This window comes from Pseudomonas sp. MYb2, assembly GCF_002979955.1.
Classification (GTDB): Bacteria; Pseudomonadota; Gammaproteobacteria; order Pseudomonadales; family Pseudomonadaceae; genus Aquipseudomonas.
In genome coordinates, this window is record NZ_PCQC01000001.1 from 89,984 (window position 1) to 105,849 (window position 15,866).

Below are 15,866 nucleotides of genomic sequence, written 5' to 3' on the forward strand. Positions count from 1 at the left end.
TCAGCCAAGAAACAGCTGATAGGCCGGGTTCTCGCTTTCGTCCCAGTACGGATAACCGATTTCCTCAAGCGCCGCCGGCACCAGATGACGCTCGTCGTGCGGCACTTGCAGGCCCGCGACCACACGGCCATCGGCAGCGCCGTGGTTGCGGTAATGGAACATCGAAATGTTCCAGCGCCCACCGAGCTTATTAAGGAAGTTGAACAGCGCGCCCGGACGTTCCGGGAATTCGAAGCGGAACACCACTTCATCAATGACATGCGCCGCGTGACCGCCAACCATGTGGCGGATGTGCAGCTTGGCCAGTTCGTTGTCGGTCAGGTCGATAACCGGGAAGCCCTGCTCGGTCAGGCTCGCCAGCAGCGCGCTGCGCGGGTCGTTTTCCGGGTGAGTCTGCACGCCGACGAAGATGTGCGCTTCGCTGCCGGTGTTGTAGCGGTAGTTGAATTCGGTGATCTGGCGCTTGCCCACAGCCTCGCAGAACGCTTTGAAGCTGCCGGCCTTCTCGGGGATAGTCACGGCGATGATCGCCTCGCGGCCTTCACCCAGTTCGGCGCGCTCGGCGACATGGCGCAAGCGGTCGAAGTTGACGTTGGCGCCGGAGTCGATCGCCACAAAAGTCTGGCCGCTGACACCGCGCTGCTCGACGTACTTCTTGATCCCGGCCACGCCCAACGCGCCAGCAGGTTCGGTGATCGAGCGGGTATCGTCGTAGATATCCTTGATTGCCGCACAGATCTCGTCGGTGCTGACGGTGATCACTTCATCCACATAGTCCTTGCAGATGTCGAAGGTGTGCTGACCGATCTGCGCCACGGCCACGCCGTCGGCAAAGATGCCCACGGTCGGCAGCACCACGCGCTCACCGGCGGCCATCGCCGCTTGCAGGCAATTGGAGTCGTCAGGCTCGACGCCGATGACCTTGATGTCCGGGCGCAGGTATTTCACGTACGCAGCGATACCGGCGATCAGACCGCCACCGCCGACCGGGACGAAAATCGCGTCCAGCGGCTGCGGGTGCTGGCGCAGGATTTCCATCGCCACGGTGCCCTGCCCGGCAATGGTGTGCGGATCATCGTACGGGTGGATGTAGACGTAGCCTTTCTCATCGACCAGCTTCAGCGAGTAGGCCAGGGCTTCCGGGAACGAATCACCGTGCAGCACCACTTTGCCACCGCGCGAACGCACGCCTTCGACTTTGATTTCCGGAGTGGTCTTGGGCATGACGATGGTGGCTTTGACGCCCAGTACTTTCGCCGCCAGGGCCAGGCCTTGCGCGTGGTTGCCCGCCGATGCGGTGACTACGCCACGGGCGCGCTCTTCATCGCTCAGTTGCGTCAGCTTGTTGTAGGCGCCGCGAATCTTGAACGAGAACACCGGCTGCAAGTCTTCGCGCTTGAGCCAAATGTCATTGCCCAGCCGCTCGGAGAGCTGGCGAGCGTTCTGCAGCGGGGTTTCTACGGCAACGTCATAAACGCGCGAGGTGAGGATCTTTTTGACGTACTGTTCGAGCATCGGAAAGCATCACTGAGCGGTTGAGCGGGACCGAGGAGTCTAACCCGGCTTTTGCCCGCACGACCACACGAATCCAGAGGTTTTAGCCGCGCTTGCGGCTATAATGCCGGCCTTTCCGTTCTCTCCTTGCCCGCTTCCGGAGCCCGCATGACCCAGGATCAACTCAAACAGGCAGTGGCTCAGGCCGCCGTCGACTTCATCCTTCCGAAACTCGACGACAAAAGCATCGTCGGGGTCGGCACCGGCTCCACTGCCAACTGTTTCATCGACGCACTGGCTCAGCACAAGGGTGCGTTCGATGGCGCAGTCGCCAGTTCTGAAGCCACCGCCGCGCGCCTCAAGGGTCACGGGATTCCGGTGTATGAGCTGAACACCGTCAGCGACCTGGAGTTCTACGTCGACGGCGCCGATGAAAGCGACGCGCATCTGAACCTGATCAAGGGCGGCGGCGCGGCCCTGACCCGCGAGAAGATCGTTGCGGCCGTGGCCAAAACCTTCATCTGCATCGCCGACGCCAGCAAACTGGTGCCGGTGCTGGGCGAGTTCCCGCTGCCAGTCGAAGTGATCCCGATGGCCCGCAGCCACGTCGCCCGCCAACTGGTGAAACTGGGCGGCGACCCGGTGTACCGCGAAGGCGTGCTGACTGACAACGGCAACATCATTCTCGATGTGTTCAACCTGCAGATCACCAACCCGGTGGAACTGGAAGCGCAGATCAATGCGATTGTCGGCGTGGTCACCAACGGTTTGTTCGCGGCGCGTCCGGCGGATCTGTTGTTGCTGGGTACCAGCGAAGGCGTGAAAACCCTGAAGGCTGAGTAAGTCCAGTCACCCACACATCTGTGGACAGACGAATAAACCGGTAGGAGTGAGCCTGCTCGCGATAGCGGTGTGTCAGTTGATATAAATGTCGACTGGCACACCGCTATCGCGAGCAGGCTCACTCCTACATTGGTTTTGTGGTGTTGGTTAGTTTGGCGTTGGTTTTTTGAAGACGTAGAACAGGTTCGGTTCGCTCACCAGGTACAGCGTGCCGTCATCATCCATCGCAATCCCTTCCGCCTGCGGCACGGTTTTCTTCAAACCCTGGCGCCCGCCACTGATCGACATGGTGCTCAAAGGGCGCCCGTCGACATCCAGCTCCAGAATCAACCGCGACTCATCCGACAGCGCCAGCAAATGCCCGCTGCGCTCGTCGTACTGCAAACTCGACAGATCGCGCACGAACATCCCGGCATCGCGCTTGGGGTTGTTGATCACGTGCACCGCGTAGGACTTTTCCGGGTTGAAGTGCGGAAAGCCATGCACTTCGTAGATCAGCATCGGATCGCGCTCTTTTGCAACGAACAGGCGCTTGCCGACTGAATCATAGGCCAACCCCTCGAATCCCTTGTTGCCACTCATGTGCACACCGAGGGTCATCTGCTCGGCGTCGGCCGCATCGAGGAAGGTCGTGTCTTTTTCCAGATGAATCTTGATCAGCCGCTGCTGGCGCTCATCAGTGATCACGTAAGTATCGGCGCTGATGAACTCGACCGCTTCCGGGTCGCCGAAGCCGATCAGGGCGATGCGCCGCAGGATCTTGCCCTCCAGCGACAACTCGACCAGTTCGGCATTCTTGTTGGTCACGGTGAACAGGCTTTTGCGCACCGGATCGAAGGTCAATGCTGAAACATCGTCGTTCAGCCCGTCGATGACCCGCGCCTCGATCTCGACCCGATATTGGTCCAGAGCAATGGACTCACTGCTCTGCGTCTGCCACAACGTATGCAGGTTGAACCAGGCACGCTCGAACAGGCGCATGTATTGGCCGATCGCAATCAACGCGATCAGGGCCATCACCGACAGAAGGATAAACAGAGGTTTGGGACGGGCAAGTCGACGCATTCGGGCGGGCTCGAAGTCAAAACAGGCGGATGAAATATCACGCACGTCTGAACTGAAGCTTAATGGCCACTTGCCTGTCAGGACAATCAGACTTGTCTGAAATTGCCGCGAGGACAGTTATCGCTGTTTTTCGAAGCGATAAAACAGGTTCGGCTCGCTGACCATGTACAGCGTGCCCGCCTCGTCCATGGTCACGCCTTCGGCGCGAGGAATGGTTTTCTTCAGGCCGTTGAAACCGCCAAGCAAGGTCATGAAACTGACCTGTTCGCCCTTCTCATCCAGCTCCAGGAGCAAGTGCGAATCAGCGGACAACACCAGCGTGTGCCCGGTGCGCGGGTCGATCGCCAAGGCAGACAGGTTACGGATATCCAGTTCGTCGCTGTCCAGCTTCTGTTTGTCGCCCTTCAGCGTCTGGCTGCCGTCGCTTTTCCAGGTAAACAACGCCGGCGGTCGTTCCTCGCCCAGCAGCAGTTGCTGATTGCGCGGGTCCCAGGTGATGGCTTCGAAAGCCTTGTTCTGATCTTTCGACGGGCCGAGGTCGTATTTCGGGAAATCGGCGATATTCAGCTCGCGGGTGTTGGCGTCGACTTTGACGATAGAGAGCATGTGCTCACGCTCGTCGACAATCGCCATCAAGCCGTTTTCCATGACGGTCAGGCCTTCGGGATTGCTCCAGCCCTTGAGCGGCATCTTGCGTAGAACATCGCCTTGCAGGCTCAGCTCAGCGAGAAACGGGTTCTTGCCCATCACCGAAAACAGGGTTTTGGTCTGCGGGTTATAGGACAGGTCGGAGGCTTCGTCCTTCTCCATGCCCGGCAGCAACTTTGCATCGATCACTGCGCGATAGTCCGGTAGCCAGACGCTTTCCTTCTGCTCGGCCGGGCTCTCGAAGCGCTCAAGTACCCAGAGCACGCCACGGTCATCCCAATGCATGGCGAACGCCAGGCCATAAGCGGCGACAATGGCCAGTAGCAGCCAGGAATACCAACGCAGGGCAAAACGAGAGCGGCGGACGGGTTTGAGCTGAGTTGGAGAGGACATCGAAGGACGCGTTCCGAAAATTCAGGCTATGGGTAATAGCACAAAGAGACCGGCTCAGACGCCAGAATTACGGAAATTATCCAGACAGGATGTGAAAAAAACGGCAAATGGCGGGATTGTCGTGTGTTGCCGGCAACTTTCAGGGCGCCACAAAACAATGTGGGAGCGAGCCTGCTCGCGAAAGACGGAGTGTCAGGCAACGATGATGTCGACTGACCTGGCGCCTTCGCGAGCAGGCTCGCTCCCACAGGGGATTTGCGGCGTGGCGATTAGCGCACGCTGCTGGTGAAGCTGCTCGCACCGACCAGTTCGAGGACGATGTCTTCACCAACGTTCAGCGGGCCGACGCCGACTGGCGTGCCGGTGAGGATCACGTCCCCCGCCTGCAGCGAGAAGCAGCCAGCCATGTGCTGGATCATCGGCACGATCGGGTTGAGCATCGCGCTGCTGTTGCCGTCCTGACGCACTTCGCCGTTGATGGTCAGGCGAATACCGATGTCGGTCAGATCAGCGAAGGTGCTGCCGACCACGAACGGAGCAATTACCGCTGCGCCGTCGAACGACTTGGCGATTTCCCACGGCAGGCCCTTGGCTTTCAGCTCGGCCTGCTTGTCGCGCAGGGTCAGGTCCAGCGCCGGGGCGAAACCGGAGATGGCGTCGAGCACTTCTTCACGGCTTGGCTTGGTCGACAATGGCTTGCCGATCAATACGGCGATTTCTGCTTCGTAGTGCACCGAGCCGCGCTCGGTCGGAATGGCAAAACCGCCTTCCAGCGGCACCACGCAACTGCCCGGCTTGATGAACAGCAACGGCTCGGTAGGTACCGGGTTATCCAGTTCCTTGGCGTGTTCGGCGTAATTACGGCCAATGCACACGACTTTCCCGATCGGGAAGTGGATGCGCGTGCCGTCGACGTACTGGTGCTGATAGCTCATTTACCGACTCCTGCCTTCATTGATTCATCAAAGATTACAGATCAAACCGCGAAGATCTTGCCCGGGTTCATGATGCCGTTCGGGTCGAACACCGCTTTAACCGCTTTCATGTACTCGATCTCAACCGGCGAGCGGCTGTAGGTCAAGTAATCGCGCTTGGTCATGCCCACGCCGTGCTCGGCGGAGATCGAACCGTTGTACTTCTCGACGGTTTCGAACACCCACTTGTTGACGGTCGCGCACTTGGCGAAGAACTCGTCCTTGCTCAGGTTATCCGGCTTGAGGATGTTCAAGTGCAGGTTGCCGTCGCCGATGTGGCCGAACCAGACGATTTCAAAGTCCGGATAGTGCTCGCCGACGATCGCGTCGATTTCCTTCAGGAACGCCGGTACTTTCGACACGGTGACCGAGATGTCGTTCTTGTACGGCGTCCAGTGCGAGATGGTCTCGGAGATGTACTCGCGCAGCTTCCACAGGTTCTGCAGCTGGGTTTCGCTCTGGCTCATCACGCCGTCCAGCACCCAGCCCTGCTCGACGCAGTGCTCGAAGGTTTCCAGTGCGCTGTTGGCCACTTCTTCGGTGGTCGCTTCAAACTCCAGCAACGCGTAGAACGGGCAATCGGTTTCGAACGGCGCCGGTACGTCGCCACGGCCCATGACTTTGGCCAGGGCTTTGTCGGAGAAGAATTCGAACGCGGTCAGGTCGAGCTTGCCCTGGAAAGCGTGCAGCACCGGCATGATCGAATCGAAATCGGCGGTGCCGAGGACCATCGCGGTGAGGTTTTTCGGCGCGCGGTCGAGGCGCATGGTCGCTTCGACGACGAAACCCAGCGTGCCTTCAGCGCCGATGAACAGCTGGCGCAGGTCGTAACCGGTGGCGTTCTTGATCAGGTCTTTGTTCAGCTCCAGCACATCGCCCTTGCCGGTGACGACTTTCATGCCAGCCACCCAGTTGCGGGTCATGCCGTAGCGAATCACTTTGATCCCGCCGGCATTGGTGCCGATGTTGCCGCCAATCTGGCTGGAACCTGCCGAGGCGAAGTCGACCGGGTAATACAGGCCTTTTTCTTCGGCGACGTTCTGCAAATGCTCAGTGACCACCCCCGGCTGACAAACGGCGGTGCGGTCAGTGAGGTTCACGTCGAGAATCTGATTCATGTAGTCGAACGAGACCACCACTTCACCATTCGCCGCCACCGCAGCGGCGGAAAGCCCGGTGCGCCCGCCCGACGGCACCAGCGCCACCTTGTGCGTATTGGCCCAGCGGACAACCGCCTGCACCTGCTCGATGGTCTTGGGAAACACAATGGCGCTGGGCGCCGGGGCGAAGTGCTTGGTCCAATCCTTGCCGTATGCATTCAGGGAGTCGGCGTCGGTCAGGACCTTGCCAGGCTCGACCAGGGTCTTCAGTTCATCAATCAGGGCAGGATTGGTCATCGACAGAACTCTCGAACAATTCATGGTCATCCTGAGAACGCTTCACGTCGCAGGAATGAGTGTTTAGCGGGGAGGCTATGCTAGCATATCGACCCCGCAGGACAGTGCCCAAGGCCAGATCCGCGGAGACGACTTTCTTGTCGTCCGGGTCAGCGTCTGTTGACCATTTCCTGCCATTTTTCTCCGGGATACAGGTTTACGCAGATGAGCAAGACTTCTCTCGATAAGAGCAAGATCAAGTTCCTTCTTCTCGAAGGCGTCCACCAATCGGCTGTCGACGTCCTCAAGGCGGCGGGCTACACCAGCATCGAATACCTGACAGGTTCCTTGCCGGAAGCCCAGCTCAAGGAAAAGATCGCTGACGCTCACTTCATCGGCATTCGTTCGCGCACCCAACTGACCGAAGAGATCTTCGATCACGCGAAGAAGCTGGTTGCGGTCGGCTGTTTCTGCATCGGCACCAACCAGGTTGACCTGAGTGCTGCCCGTGAGCGCGGTATTGCCGTGTTCAACGCGCCGTACTCCAACACCCGCTCCGTAGCCGAGCTGGTGCTGGCCGAAGCGATCCTGCTGCTGCGCGGCATCCCGGAGAAAAACGCTTCCTGCCACCGTGGCGGCTGGATCAAATCCGCAGCCAATTCCTTCGAGATCCGTGGCAAGAAACTGGGCATCGTCGGCTACGGCTCGATCGGTACGCAGCTGTCGGTTCTGGCTGAGGGCCTGGGCATGCAGGTGTACTTCTACGACACCGTGACCAAGCTGCCACTGGGCAACGCGACCCAGATCGGTAGCCTGACCGAGCTGCTGGGCATGTCCGACATCGTCACCCTGCACGTTCCGGAAACCGCTGCGACCCAGTGGATGATCGGCGAGAAGGAAATCCGCGCCATCAAGAAGGGCGGCATCCTGATCAACGCGGCGCGCGGTACCGTGGTCGAGCTGGACGCCTTGGCGGACGCGATCAAGGACAAGCACCTGATCGGCGCGGCCATCGACGTCTTCCCGGTGGAGCCACGCTCCAACGACGAAGAATTCGAAAGCCCGCTGCGTGGCCTCGACAACGTCATCCTGACCCCGCACATCGGCGGTTCGACCGCCGAAGCGCAAGCCAACATCGGTCTGGAAGTGGCAGAGAAACTGGTCAAGTACAGCGACAACGGTACCTCCGTTTCGTCGGTGAACTTCCCGGAAGTGGCCCTGCCGGCTCACCCTGGCAAGCACCGCCTGCTGCACATCCACGAGAACATCCCGGGCGTGATGAGCGAGATCAACAAGGTCTTCGCCGAAAACGGCATCAACATCTCCGGTCAGTTCCTGCAGACCAACGAGAAGGTTGGCTACGTGGTGATCGACGTCGACGCCGAGTACTCGGATCTGGCGCAAGAGAAGCTGCAGCACATCAACGGCACCATCCGTAGCCGTGTGTTGTTCTGATCGAACGCTGAGCGACAAAAAAGGGAGCCTTCGGGCTCCCTTTTTCATGCACGGCGAAACGGTTATTCGACGTTGATGGTGATTTTCTTCGAGACGATTGGCGGATCGAATGCCATGTGACCGCTGTCGCCAAGTTCCAGCTGCAAGGTGTGTTTGCCCGGGGCGAGCTTGATGTCAGCCTGGGTCTGCGCCTTGCCGAAGTGCATATGGTTGGCATCGGTAGGGACAACCGAACCAGCAGGAACAATGTCCTTGGCGTCGATCAGCAGGTGATGGTGACCGGTGTTCTTGGTGACATCACCGGCCGGCGCCAGGGCGACGTCCTTGGTACCGAATTTGACGGTGAAAGTCTGCGAAACCGTGGCCCCGTCCTCGGGAGAAACGATGAACACTTCGGCGCCTTTTGGCGCGGGTGTGGCAGCACTGGCCAGCACCGAAACACCCATCAGCACACCCGCCAACGTTGCACGTGACATAAAGCTTTTCATTTTCTTCTCCAGTTTTCCGTAAAATCCGCACGGTCATGACAACTTCATGACCATTCGTTGTCGAAGGCACTCGACAACCATAGCAAAGCGAGCCTGACTCAGAGCGTCGCATTAATGATTTCAAAGGAGTGACCATGCGCTTTTTGCCTGGCCTGATCTGCCTGCTACCCCTTTTGAGCCCTTTGGCTCACGCCGAACTGATTGATGACGTCAACGACCGTGGCGAGCTGCGCATAGCCCTTGAGGCTAATACACCGCCCTTCAATTACAAGGATGACGGCGACAAACTCACGGGGTTCGAGGTCGAGCTTGGACAACTGTTGGCTAACGAGCTGGATGTTCGCGCCGACTTCATCGTCACCGACGAGGCCGATCTGCTCCAGGGCGTCGAAAGCGGCAAGTACGACGTCGCGCTCAATCACATAGCACTGACACCCGAACTCAAGGATCGTTTCGACTTCAGCGAACCTTATGGCAAGGTCGATTCGCAGTTGCTGGCGAAGAAAGATGAACAGCCGCAGCCGATGGTTCTGGTGCAGACATTGACCGAGGCAAAGCCAAAGGCCAGCGCGCCGGTGGAATTGGCGATACCGTTTCAGAAGGGTAATCCGGCGTTTCAGGCCAGCCTTGCGAGTGCGATGCAGCGGATCAAAGCGGATGGGCGTCTGGCGGCGCTGTCCGAGAAGTGGCTCGCCGAACCCAAGTGAACACAAAACCTGTAGGAGTGAGCCTGCTCGCGATGGCGTCAGGTCAGTTGACATAACCGTTAACTGACACACCGCGATCGCGAGCAGGCTCACTCCTGCACGGGACCTGTGGAGAGGTTTTTAGTCGAGTTGGGCCAAGGCTTCTGCGGCTTGCGGCAATTCGAGCTCGCTGAAAACCTGCACACCATGGCGCTTGAGCAGCGCAGCGGTGACGCCTTCGCCGGAGACCTTCACACCGCTGAACGTCCCGTCATACGTCAGCAAATTCCCGCAAGAAGGACTGTTGGCTTTCAGCACCGCCACGCGGATGCCGTGTTTTCGCACCAGCTCCAGCGCCTGCCGCGCGCCATCCAGAAACTGCGCACTGACATCCTCGCCATCAGTGGTGATCACCGCAGCGACGCCATCCAGCACCTCAGCACCCTGCCCGCCCGGAATCTCCGCCGCCGCCCGTGGCGTCGGCAACCCCCCGGCAACCTCCGGACACAACGGCACCACCCGCCCTTCGGCAATCCACTGTTCAAGCAGATCAAACGGCCCGCTCGCGCCACCGTCATAACGCACGCGATGACCCAACAGGCAGCGGCTGACCAGAATCCTGTCCATCTCAGAACGGCTCGTTGCCACGGCGACGGAACCAGCCGGTCAGCGACAGGCGCTCGCGGTGCGCCGGCAATACTTCGTGCGGCACTTCGCCGGAAAGAAACACCACCAGACAGCCGCCGGTAGGCTGCACGTCATGCACGCGCTCATCGTTCAGGTACATGCGCAACTGACCACCGTCCTCCGGCAGCCACGCGTCATTGAGGTAGACCACCACCGAGACCATGCGCTTGTCATCGTCGCGAAAACGGTCGACATGCCGGCGATAAAACGCGCCGGGCGGATACAGGGCGAAATGGCATTCAAAATCTTCGAGGCCGAGGAACAAGCCCCGGTTGAGCGCCTCGCGCAGGCTCTCCATCAGATTCAGGTAACGATCGCTGGACTCGGCCTGACCGGGGTCGATCCACTGAATATGGTCGCCACGAATTCCTTCGCGAATCTCTGAAAACGGCCCACGGCCAACCGCTGCCGGCGCCAGCTCACCTTCGGCCTCACGTTTACGGCACTCAGCGGCCAGCTCGCGGGTCAAACCGGCGGGCAGGAAGATGTTCTGCTGCGACCAGCCATGCTCGGCCAGGTCGTCGACAATGCGTAACAGCAGCGGGTGTTCAGAGGATATTTGCATGGCGCGCATAGTATGCCGCCGGCGAAAAATCCGACAGAGCCACGCGGCGGCTTGATACGAATTCTCGACAAGTACCGGCACCGCACGGAGAATAGTCCGCTGCTGACAGGAGTCCCTATGCGCCGTTTGCTTTTTTCACTGTTGATGTTCTGCGTTTTGCCCGCCTGGGCGGACGGCCACGATCAGCTGTACAAGGTCGCCGGCTGGCCAGAACAACGCGCGCATTTCAACGACGCCCTGACGGCTGCACAGCAGCGTTATCAGAACAGTCTGCCGCCCGCCGTTTTTCAAGCGCTGGTCAACAATAGTAACCAGCGCTTCGCCCCGCAGGCCGTGGATCAACGCGCCGAAGCACAACTGCGGCAGAAGCTTGCCGACCCGAAACCGGCACTGACCTTCTTTCAATCGCCACTGGGCAAAAAAATCGTCGCCGCTGAACTGCTCGCGACCCGTCGCGATCAACTGGCGAAAAACGCCAAAGGGCTGCCGAAGATGCAGGTCAGCGACAGCCGTCTGCTGATCATCGGCCACCTCGCTCAAGCATTACCTGCCCGTGAAGCCGGCGCCGAAGTCAGCCTGGCGATTGCCGGCGTCGCGGCAGACAGCTTGAGCTCGATGATTCCGGGACTGCTCGGCGGTGGTCAGGCGCAGGGTATGTTGAACGGTCAGCGTCAGCGCTTGATGGATCAGATTGGCGCGGACATGAACAACACGTTGCTCTATGTCTATCGCGATCTGTCGGATGAAGAGCTGGAAGAGTTTGCGACGTTTGCCGAGTCGGCTGAGGGCAAGGCCTACTATCAGGCGGCGTTGGCGGCGATTCGGGCGGGGTTGGCGGTCGGGCAATGATCTTCGTCGTCTCTTAGACCGCTATCGCGAGCAGGCTCACTCCTACAGGGGTACGCATTCCAAATGTAGGAGTGAGCCTGCTCGCGAAGGGGCCCTCACAAGCGCTAGAGATTCCGGCCCCTGATGCGCTTGCTCAAGAACTCGAAATACTCCTCACGCATCTCCACCGTCTCATTCGCCAGATGATGCCGGGCCTCGGCCAGTAGCAGAATCTGCGGCCGGTCGAACTTCCACTTCAACACCTGCAAATTGTGCTGCCAGTCCACCGTCATGTCCGCCTGCCCCTGAATGATCAGTGGCCGTCGCGGACTTTTTTTCGCGTGCTCGACGCGGATGATCCAGCGCGACAATGCACCGACCCATTTCGTCGGCAAGCGTCGCGGCTGTAACGGATCGGTCTGCAGAAACGGCAGAAAATCCGGATCGTTGGAGTTCTCGCTGAAGCGTCGCGTGACACCTCGTACAAAAGGCCTGAGCAGGTAATAACTCAGTTGCGACCAGCCCCACGCCCGTGGCCGCACCAGCGGCGCGAGCAAAATCACCTGCCCCTGCGCCGGACTGTTTTGCGCGTGATTGAGTAAATGATCGACCACAATCGCCCCGCCGGTGCTCTGCCCGCACAAATGCCACGGCTGCGGCAGCGCGATCGATTGCGCCTCGGTGAACAAGGCTTGCAGAACGTCCTGATATTCCGAGAAGTCGCGAATGCTCGCGCGCGGCCCGCTCGATAGACCATGGCCCGGCAAATCGCAGGCGATCACGGCAAAGTCCTGATCCAGCGCCCACTCGATCACATGCCGGTAGAGCCCGGTGTGATCGTAATAACCATGCAGCAGAAACAGCGTCGCCTTGACCTTCTCCGGCCACCAGCAATGGCTGACTACTTCATAACCATCGACCTCGAAACGGCCCATGCCACGCCAGACATCGCGATGGGGAAAATCGGTTTTATAAAACTGCTGGTACGCCTTGGCCTCGTCCGACAACGGCTGCCACTCGGCCAATGGCTTGAGGCTGGCGCGGATTTGATCGGGGTCGAAAGTGGCAGGCATGCGGGAATTCCAAAACGGTAAACAGACTTTATCGGCCTGCGATATTCATCTGTCGTGGCAGACATGGCAAGCTAGCCCACCTTTTCGGGATCGAAAACCATGCGTTCGCCCTACCGCACCGCACTGTTTGCCAGTCTGCTCGCGCTGATCTGCGCCGGGGTGCTGTGGGCCGCGTACGACTGGTTTCAGGGGCGTTACCTGCGCGCATTCAGCGAACACACCGCGGTATTTTCCGGTGATCCGCTGCGCCTGCCGGACAATCTCGCCGGTCCCGGCAAGATCCGTCTGGTGCATTTCTGGGACCCGGCCTGCCCGTGCAATGTCGGCAACCAACAGCATCTGACCGAGATGGTCGAGCAGTTCGGCGCCAAGGGTGTCGAGTTCTTCGCGGTGCAAAAGACTGGCAGCCACGGGCAGTTGCCGGCCAACCTCAGCAGTCTGAAAACCATCACGATATTGCCCGGCTCCGAGCAAGTCCCCGCCAGCCCGGCCGTGGCGATCTGGGACCGCAGCGGCAAACTGGCCTACTTCGGTCCGTACAGCGAAGGCCTGACCTGCAATTCCAGCAACAGTTTTATCGAACCGATTTTGAATGCCCTGACGGAAGATCGCCCGGTCAACGCCACGCACACCCTGGCAGTCGGTTGTTACTGCCCGTGGCCGGTTGAGACTCAGTAAGGCATTCCGGACTTTTCAAGGACAGCGCTGCACGGCACAGAAGGTCTGTGCTAATTGTTTGCAGCCCGACGGGCGGCAATCCCGCCTGCACAAGGAGTCACCATGAAGCGCGTGTTCACCGTACTTGGCTTGCTCATCGTTGTTCTGCTTGCCGGCGTCGGCTGGTATGTCTACAGCAAACAACCCACGCGCCAGGGCCAGGTCGAACTACGCAACCTGCAGGGTTCGGTGACCGTGCGCTACGACGAACGCGGTGTGCCGCACATTCGTGCCGAGAACGAAACCGACCTCTACCGCGCGCTCGGCTATGTGCATGCCCAGGATCGGCTGTTCCAGATGGAAGCGATGCGCCGTCTGGCCCGTGGCGAACTGGCCGAAGTGCTCGGGCCGAAACTGCTCGACACCGACAAACTGTTCCGCAGCCTGCGCATCCGTGAGCGCGCCGCCAGTTACGTTGCCAGTCTCGATAAACAGTCGCCGGCGTGGAAGGGCCTGCAAGCCTATCTGGATGGCATCAACCAATATCAGGACACCCACGCTGCGCCAATCGAGTTCGACGTGCTGGGCATCCCCAAAAGACCGTTCACGGCAGAAGACAGCATCAGTGTCGCCGGTTACATGGCCTACAGCTTTGCCGCCGCGTTTCGCACCGAACCGTTGCTGACCTACGTGCGCGATCAGTTGGGCGCCGATTACCTCACCGTCTTCGATCTCGACTGGCAGCCCAAGGGCGTGCTGGTCAACGGTCATGCCAAGCAGGTGCCAGCGCTCGCCGCCGGCGACTGGAAAGACCTCAACGCCCTTGCTCGCCTCAGCGAACAGGCACTGATCGACAACGGCTTGCCGCAGTTCGAAGGCAGCAACGCCTGGGTGATCTCGGGCAGTCGCAGCCAGAGCGGCAAACCGCTGCTGGCCGGTGACCCGCACATTCGTTTCTCAGTGCCGTCGGTGTGGTACGAGGCGCAGTTGTCGGCGCCGGGTTTTGAGCTGTACGGCCATCATCAGGCGCTGGTGCCGTTTGCGTTTCTGGGGCACAACCTCGATTTCGGCTGGAGCCTGACCATGTTCCAGAACGACGATCTGGATCTGATCGCCGAGAAGGTCAACCCGGATAACCCGAATCAGGTCTGGTATCGCGGCCAGTGGATCGACATGCTCGTCACGCAGCAGCAGATCAACGTGAAGGGCCAGGCGCCGGTGACCCTCACCCTGCGTCAATCGCCTCACGGGCCGATCGTCAACGATGCGCTCGGCACGGCCGCCGGCAAAACCCCGATTGCGATGTGGTGGGCCTTCCTCGAAACGCCAAACCCGATCCTCGAAGGCTTCTACCAGCTCAACCGCGCCGACACCTTGGCCAAGGCTCGCACCGCAGCGGCGAAAGTGCAGGCACCGGGGCTGAATCTGGTTTACGCCAACGCCAAGGGTGATATCGCCTGGTGGGCCTCGGCATTGCTGCCCAAGCGCCCGGCCGGGGTCAGACCAGAATTCATTCTCGATGGCAGCAGCAATCAGGCAGACAAGGACGGTTTCTACCCGTTCAGCGCCAATCCGCAGGAAGAGAACCCGGCGCGCGGCTACATCGTTTCGGCCAACTTCCAGCCGCTGTCACCGACCGGCATGGAGATTCCCGGCTACTACAACCTCGCCGATCGCGGTCAACAGCTCGATCGCCAGCTCAGCGACAAGAGCCTGAAGTGGACCAACGAGGCCAACCAGAAATTGCAACTGGGCACCGCCACCGGTTACGGCCCGCGCCTGTTGGTGCCGCTATTGCCGGTGTTGCGTGAGGTGGTCAGCGATCCGGCACAGTTGAAACTGGTCGAGCAACTGGCGCAGTGGCCGGGCGACTATCCGCTGGATTCGGTCAATGCAACGGTGTTCAACCAGTTCCTCTACGACCTCACCGATGCGGCGATGCGTGATGAGCTGGGCAATGATTTCTTCGACACTTTGCTGTCGACGCGGGTGATCGATGCGGCGCTGCCGAGGCTGGCGGCGAATGCCGATTCGCCGTGGTGGGATAACCGCAGCACACCGAACAAGGAGACCCGTGCCGATGTTGTGCGCACGGCGTGGCAGGCGAGCATGCAGCATTTGAAGCTGACCCTCGGCGACAACACTGCCGAGTGGAAATGGGGCACGGCGCACACATTGACCCATGGCCATCCGTTGGGGCAGCAGAAGCCGCTGGATCGAATATTCAACGTCGGGCCGTTTGCGGCGCCGGGCAGTCATGAAGTGCCGAACAATCTGTCGGCGAAGATCGGCCCGGCGCCATGGCCGGTGACTTACGGGCCGTCGACGCGGCGCTTGGTGGATTTTGCCGATCCGGCGCATGGGTTGACGATAAACCCGGTTGGGCAGAGTGGTGTGCCGTTTGATAGCCACTATGACGATCAGGCTGAGGCGTATGTCGACGGGATGTATGTGCAGGCGCATTTCAGTGAGGAAGAGGTGACGGCGAATACGCGCAGTACGTTGAAGCTGTTGCCGGCGCGGGCACCTTAAAAGCCCCTCACCCTAGCCCTCTCCCAGAGGTAGAGGGGACTGACCGAGGTGTCTTTTGTCATACATCGACCTGAAAGAGCGGTGTCGATTATGGATTCGGCA

At 59.9% G+C, this 15,866-nt stretch carries 15 protein-coding genes; 6 read left to right on the top strand and 9 right to left on the bottom strand.

Annotated features, from left to right (window positions below; genetic code table 11):
* Positions 1-1,515, bottom strand: a complete 1,515-nt coding sequence (ilvA, locus tag CQ009_RS00460) for a threonine ammonia-lyase, biosynthetic (RefSeq protein WP_064388030.1) — start codon at positions 1,513-1,515, stop codon at positions 1-3.
* A gap of 147 nt (positions 1,516-1,662) precedes the next feature.
* On the opposite strand from ilvA, the gene rpiA reads away from it, so the two are divergent.
* Positions 1,663-2,337 (top strand): ribose-5-phosphate isomerase RpiA, encoded by a 675-nt coding sequence (gene rpiA, locus CQ009_RS00465; RefSeq protein WP_007913886.1) that lies wholly within the window; start codon positions 1,663-1,665, stop codon positions 2,335-2,337.
* 147 nt (positions 2,338-2,484) lie between these two features.
* Here the strand turns inward: rpiA and CQ009_RS00470 are convergent, their stop codons facing one another.
* The 4 genes from CQ009_RS00470 to CQ009_RS00490 all read right to left on the bottom strand — a co-directional run bounded on the left by CQ009_RS00470 (position 2,485) and on the right by CQ009_RS00490 (position 6,814).
* A complete protein-coding gene (locus CQ009_RS00470; RefSeq protein WP_064388029.1) occupies positions 2,485-3,402 on the bottom strand; it encodes an SdiA-regulated domain-containing protein in 918 nt (305 codons plus the stop codon).
* 117 nt (positions 3,403-3,519) lie between these two features.
* Complete coding sequence (locus CQ009_RS00475) at positions 3,520-4,443, bottom strand: SdiA-regulated domain-containing protein (RefSeq protein ID WP_064388028.1); 924 nt, start codon at positions 4,441-4,443, stop codon at positions 3,520-3,522.
* A gap of 269 nt (positions 4,444-4,712) precedes the next feature.
* On the bottom strand, positions 4,713-5,378 hold the full coding sequence (locus CQ009_RS00485; protein ID WP_105704607.1) for a fumarylacetoacetate hydrolase family protein: 666 nt from the start codon (positions 5,376-5,378) through the stop codon (positions 4,713-4,715).
* Between the two features lie 41 nt (positions 5,379-5,419).
* The gene (locus CQ009_RS00490; RefSeq protein ID WP_064116316.1) at positions 5,420-6,814 is read right to left on the bottom strand and encodes an FAD-binding oxidoreductase; all 1,395 of its coding nucleotides are present in this window, start codon (positions 6,812-6,814) and stop codon (positions 5,420-5,422) included.
* A 204-nt stretch (positions 6,815-7,018) separates the two neighbouring features.
* On the opposite strand from CQ009_RS00490, the gene serA reads away from it, so the two are divergent.
* The gene (gene serA / locus CQ009_RS00500; protein ID WP_008085296.1) at positions 7,019-8,248 is read left to right on the top strand and encodes a phosphoglycerate dehydrogenase; all 1,230 of its coding nucleotides are present in this window, start codon (positions 7,019-7,021) and stop codon (positions 8,246-8,248) included.
* 62 nt (positions 8,249-8,310) lie between these two features.
* On the opposite strand, the gene CQ009_RS00505 is transcribed toward serA, so the two are convergent.
* Positions 8,311-8,736, bottom strand: a complete 426-nt coding sequence (locus tag CQ009_RS00505; RefSeq protein ID WP_064388026.1) for a DUF4399 domain-containing protein — start codon at positions 8,734-8,736, stop codon at positions 8,311-8,313.
* 134 nt (positions 8,737-8,870) lie between these two features.
* Here CQ009_RS00505 and CQ009_RS00510 point away from each other — a divergent pair, with 134 nt between their 5' ends.
* Positions 8,871-9,443 (top strand): transporter substrate-binding domain-containing protein, encoded by a 573-nt coding sequence (locus CQ009_RS00510; protein WP_105704608.1) that lies wholly within the window; start codon positions 8,871-8,873, stop codon positions 9,441-9,443.
* A gap of 120 nt (positions 9,444-9,563) precedes the next feature.
* Here the strand turns inward: CQ009_RS00510 and CQ009_RS00515 are convergent, their stop codons facing one another.
* Positions 9,564-10,049, bottom strand: coding sequence for a DUF523 domain-containing protein (locus tag CQ009_RS00515; RefSeq protein WP_105704609.1), 486 nt, complete (start codon positions 10,047-10,049; stop codon positions 9,564-9,566).
* A 1-nt stretch (position 10,050) separates the two neighbouring features.
* Positions 10,051-10,683 (bottom strand): 2OG-Fe(II) oxygenase, encoded by a 633-nt coding sequence (locus CQ009_RS00520; RefSeq protein WP_064388023.1) that lies wholly within the window; start codon positions 10,681-10,683, stop codon positions 10,051-10,053.
* Positions 10,684-10,791: 108 nt separating this feature from the next.
* Here CQ009_RS00520 and CQ009_RS00525 point away from each other — a divergent pair, with 108 nt between their 5' ends.
* On the top strand, positions 10,792-11,523 hold the full coding sequence (locus CQ009_RS00525) for a DUF2059 domain-containing protein (protein ID WP_064388022.1): 732 nt from the start codon (positions 10,792-10,794) through the stop codon (positions 11,521-11,523).
* A gap of 104 nt (positions 11,524-11,627) precedes the next feature.
* Here the strand turns inward: CQ009_RS00525 and CQ009_RS00530 are convergent, their stop codons facing one another.
* On the bottom strand, positions 11,628-12,575 hold the full coding sequence (locus tag CQ009_RS00530) for an alpha/beta hydrolase (RefSeq protein ID WP_105704610.1): 948 nt from the start codon (positions 12,573-12,575) through the stop codon (positions 11,628-11,630).
* Positions 12,576-12,674: 99 nt separating this feature from the next.
* On the opposite strand from CQ009_RS00530, the gene CQ009_RS00535 reads away from it, so the two are divergent.
* Complete coding sequence (locus CQ009_RS00535) at positions 12,675-13,253, top strand: DUF6436 domain-containing protein (RefSeq protein ID WP_064388020.1); 579 nt, start codon at positions 12,675-12,677, stop codon at positions 13,251-13,253.
* Positions 13,254-13,355: 102 nt separating this feature from the next.
* Positions 13,356-15,764: a penicillin acylase family protein gene (locus tag CQ009_RS00540; protein ID WP_105704611.1), complete on the top strand. Its 2,409-nt coding sequence runs from the start codon at positions 13,356-13,358 to the stop codon at positions 15,762-15,764.
* Positions 15,765-15,866: the final 102 nt, after the last annotated feature.

Coding starts and splice junctions, on each gene's coding strand:
- ilvA (WP_064388030.1), bottom strand. CDS start 1,515: ATGCTCGAACAGTACGTCAAAAAGATCCTCACCTCGCGCGTTTATGAC.
- rpiA (WP_007913886.1), top strand. CDS start 1,663: ATGACCCAGGATCAACTCAAACAGGCAGTGGCTCAGGCCGCCGTCGAC.
- CQ009_RS00470 (WP_064388029.1), bottom strand. CDS start 3,402: ATGCGTCGACTTGCCCGTCCCAAACCTCTGTTTATCCTTCTGTCGGTG.
- CQ009_RS00475 (WP_064388028.1), bottom strand. CDS start 4,443: ATGTCCTCTCCAACTCAGCTCAAACCCGTCCGCCGCTCTCGTTTTGCC.
- CQ009_RS00485 (WP_105704607.1), bottom strand. CDS start 5,378: ATGAGCTATCAGCACCAGTACGTCGACGGCACGCGCATCCACTTCCCG.
- CQ009_RS00490 (WP_064116316.1), bottom strand. CDS start 6,814: ATGACCAATCCTGCCCTGATTGATGAACTGAAGACCCTGGTCGAGCCT.
- serA (WP_008085296.1), top strand. CDS start 7,019: ATGAGCAAGACTTCTCTCGATAAGAGCAAGATCAAGTTCCTTCTTCTC.
- CQ009_RS00505 (WP_064388026.1), bottom strand. CDS start 8,736: ATGAAAAGCTTTATGTCACGTGCAACGTTGGCGGGTGTGCTGATGGGT.
- CQ009_RS00510 (WP_105704608.1), top strand. CDS start 8,871: ATGCGCTTTTTGCCTGGCCTGATCTGCCTGCTACCCCTTTTGAGCCCT.
- CQ009_RS00515 (WP_105704609.1), bottom strand. CDS start 10,049: ATGGACAGGATTCTGGTCAGCCGCTGCCTGTTGGGTCATCGCGTGCGT.
- CQ009_RS00520 (WP_064388023.1), bottom strand. CDS start 10,683: ATGCGCGCCATGCAAATATCCTCTGAACACCCGCTGCTGTTACGCATT.
- CQ009_RS00525 (WP_064388022.1), top strand. CDS start 10,792: ATGCGCCGTTTGCTTTTTTCACTGTTGATGTTCTGCGTTTTGCCCGCC.
- CQ009_RS00530 (WP_105704610.1), bottom strand. CDS start 12,575: ATGCCTGCCACTTTCGACCCCGATCAAATCCGCGCCAGCCTCAAGCCA.
- CQ009_RS00535 (WP_064388020.1), top strand. CDS start 12,675: ATGCGTTCGCCCTACCGCACCGCACTGTTTGCCAGTCTGCTCGCGCTG.
- CQ009_RS00540 (WP_105704611.1), top strand. CDS start 13,356: ATGAAGCGCGTGTTCACCGTACTTGGCTTGCTCATCGTTGTTCTGCTT.